This is a genomic window from Pseudomonas sp. 22515 (assembly GCF_052044625.1).
Lineage (GTDB): Bacteria > Pseudomonadota > Gammaproteobacteria > Pseudomonadales > Pseudomonadaceae > Aquipseudomonas > Aquipseudomonas alloputida.
On sequence record NZ_JBQENN010000065.1, the window covers coordinates 1 to 3,574 of the forward strand.

The 3,574-nt window shown below is 59.0% G+C and carries 2 protein-coding genes; both read left to right on the forward strand.

Going from position 1 to position 3,574, the window contains the following annotated elements:
- The coding region (locus ACTJJN_RS26905) for a T6SS effector BTH_I2691 family protein (RefSeq protein ID WP_440781791.1) at window positions 1–2,601 on the forward strand (2,601 nt) is incomplete at its 5' end.
- Window positions 2,601–3,574: DUF6708 domain-containing protein (locus tag ACTJJN_RS26910; protein ID WP_440781792.1), on the forward strand; the 974-nt coding region annotated here is incomplete at its 3' end. The genes ACTJJN_RS26905 and ACTJJN_RS26910, both read left to right, overlap by 1 nt.

A 3,574-nucleotide genomic window follows, 5' to 3' on the forward strand; every position in this document is an offset into this window, starting at 1 on the left:
GCCCTGCGCAACAGCCCCGTCGCCGACTGCACCCGCCGCTTCGAACTGCTGCCCCTGCGCTACGCCGCCGTCGGCGGCAACCCGGCACAACGTGCCCGCCTGCCCAAATTGCCGGGCTATCTCAGCCCGTTCCAGGAGGTCGGCGAGCTGACCCACTCCAGCTACGCCATCCGCCCTTTGCGTGAGGGCTTTCTCTACCTGCTGATCAAGCGCCATAGCGCACCGGCCTACGAATGGCACAGCCAGTACCGCGTGGCGCCCAATGGCTCGCTGCTGTACATCAGCAGCGACGCCCCCTGGGCGCCTGCCCCCAGCGCCGGCAATCTGGATGAGATCCTTCGCGGTTTCGGCTGGACCATCACCCTCTACGACCTGGATGACATCCAGGAGCTGCGCCCATTGTTCAGCCCTTCCCCGCTGACCCCGCGCATGCTCGACAACTACCGCCTGCTCGACGAGGAATACCGCAGCAGCCTGCCCACGATCGATATCGCCCGCTTCATCCAGCCTTCCGACGCCCCGCCACAGCCCCACGTCCTCAAGCATGACCAACTGAACTGGGTGGCCGACTTCAAGGCCCAAAACGATGCAGACCTGCAGGCACTGCTGGACCTGCAGCCGTTCAACAACGACCAGATCGTCTCGCCGCACGCATCACGCCAAGCGCTGGCACCGCTGGTGAACCACAGCAAACCCCGTGGCGCCGCCATCGTCATCGAAGACGCCATCGGGATCACCCAGGAGCTCAACGCCTGGCGCAACGCCGCTGTCGAGGATGTGAAGACCCAGTGGCTGGCGCGTACCGTGGAACCCGGGGTGGACAACGAACGCAAGCTGCTGGTCGCGCAGTCGTTCCTGGAAATCGAAAAACTCTACCCGCAGATGGTGGCCGAGCAGATCGTCAAGCGCGAAGTCATGGCCGAAAAAGTCCGCAACCAGCCCCACCTGCATCCCGAGATCTACTTGTTCTCCGAACGGGCCAGTCAACAGGCCGATGCCCATGATGAACGCATGAAGCCCCACCTGGCGCAGTTCGAGCGCGAGGTCCGCAGCAAAGTCCAGGCCCGCCAGGATGCCGGCGAGTTCCGCAAGCGGTTCGACCAGAAATACGGCCACCTGGTCGACCGCCAGGCCATGCACGATCAGCTCGACGGTTTCGAGCAGGCCATGCAACACGCCCAGCAAGCCGCCGAAGACCGCGCCAACGACCATACCCGCTGGGTGGTCAGCGAACGGTTGTTGCAGGCGCTGGACCGCTACGACAACGCCGACCTCATCAACGGCCTGGCCTTTGCCGAACAGACCGGCCAGTGCGTGATCGGCATGGAGTTGAGTGAAGGGGGTACAAAGGTGCTGGACCACTGGTGGCGCAGCGACGTGGCGGACCGGAGTAACCTGGCGATGCGCGGCATCAGCTACAACCAGGACGACATCCGGGAAGAGCTGGCGGCACTGATTGAGGCCGCCAAGGCCGAACCGCCCTCGGAATTCAACTACATGCTGGCCGAAGGCCTTGCCAAGCGAGCACATGCGGCAGCGAATGCCTTCGGGCGTATGAACGCGCTGTACGAGGAATTGCAGAAGCGGAACAACAGCGCCAGCATCGGCTTGTATGGATGGTTCGTCGCGCTTGGGCGACAGGTGCTGCGTAGCGGAGCCCCGAACAGTGCAGACCGAGCATTGCACCATGGACTGCGCCTGGCGTTGTTTGCTTCGGTCCATGAAACAGCTGTCGACGTACGCCTGAGTGAAGCTGCACGTAGCGGGCAACCGGTTAATTCACTACGCAGTGGTGGCCAGATTGCGCGCTATCTGGATCAGGCCTGGGCTGAAGGTTTAATGCAGGCGGACGGTCAGAAGAGTGACTTCTATAAAGTGCGTGCCGCCGGTCTGGTCTGCCTGCTGGAAGGCATGCTGATGGCGTTCAAGGCGCGGGAGTTGCCCGACAGTGATGCGCGAGTGAAGACCGAACTCCTGGCAGCCGCGATGACCACGGCAGCGGCGGGCTTTGAAGTTGGCGCCAGCTATGTGGATCAGGTGGCAACCCGATATGGCGCGAAAAGTGTGACCGGCAGAGGGGCTGCGGCAACCTTGGGTAGGTTGAAGCTGTGGGGAGCTGCGTTAGCTGGTACGGGAGGATTCGTCTTGGCGTGGTGGGACTTCGCTGACGGAGCGGAAAACTTCAAAGCAACAAGCGCTTCAACAAAATCATGGACATTGGCCGGAGCCTACCACACGCGCGCGATGGCAACATTGACGTTATCTATAGGCGAACTGGGAACTGCCATTGCCATAGCGAAGCCTTTTTTTGATTATCTATCCCATAACGCCAAGACTAAATTTGCAAGAATGTTGGCATCCTCTATGGGTGAGCTTGCAAAAAAATTAGGAACCCAAGCTGCGCGCCTTCTGCTCGCACGATTGGTAGTCGGAGCTTTCTGGATAGGGCTCGTCCTGACGATCGCAATTTACCTCCTTGAAGATGATGCATTGGAGAAGTGGTGTAGGCGCTGCTGTTTCCGAATCAGAAAAACAGCTAAGCCTTATGAAGAACATGAAGAATTAAAGGAGCTTCATTCCGCTTTCAGCGAGGTCTTATAGTGTATCTAATCGAATGGGGTTTCTGGCGGATGGCAATCGAGTCCGAAGCTGCGCGCAAGGCGTACGTAGCCGAAATGACGCCAGCAGAAAATCGCGCAATGCGTGACTTTTACGAAGGTGACCTAGAAGAGGAAGTCCATTTTCGGAAGGTAAGCGAAAACCCTCGTGCACGCGGCCCTGTTTATTCCTTCAATGAAAATTTCCTAGAGATGCGATGCGGTGGCTCGGAAGAGAAGCGCGGCATCATCACCTTAATGACCTTGGGCAGCTTGGGACCAATGACCTACTCATGGCTAAACATAACCCTTGGCTCAATCTATATAAATGCAACCCAGCCTGAGTTTCTTTCCGTATTTTCAGTTTTATTTAGCACTTACATGATCTTGCTAGGGGGTGCCGCCTATTATATATATGCAAAATATGGATTCAGACTTTCAAGGCTGGAAATGCTAACCAGCCGCCATCTGCTCATTCGATTCAATCGAACAACTCAACAGGTCCACCTCCACCGCCCCGGCTACTGCGGCGGCATCGTAACCTTCCCATGGAAAACAACAGGAAGTACAGCCATCGACCCAGAAGATGACTCACTCAGCATGGGCATGCGACTAGGCCTGGTCTGGCACCCCAGCCGCACCGGCCTGCCCCACATGGAGATGGCCCTGCTCGGCAAACAAGGCCAAGGCGGCAGCGAACTGCGTGATGAGTGGGAATTCATCCGCCGTTACATGGAAGAAGGCCCACACGCCGTCCCCCGCCCCCGCCTGAGCACCCAGCTACCCTCACCCATCCAGGCATTCAGCGCCCAGTTCGAAGGCCTTGGGCGTTTCTTCCGCAAAAGCAGCTGGCTGTTCAAAGTTGCGCTGCTGTTTGTCTGGCCCGCGTTCGTCATCATCGGCACCGGCCACTGGCTCAGCCTGCTGCTGTGCTGGCGACCGCGCTGGCCGAAGGTCATCCGCGAGGCCGGCCTGCC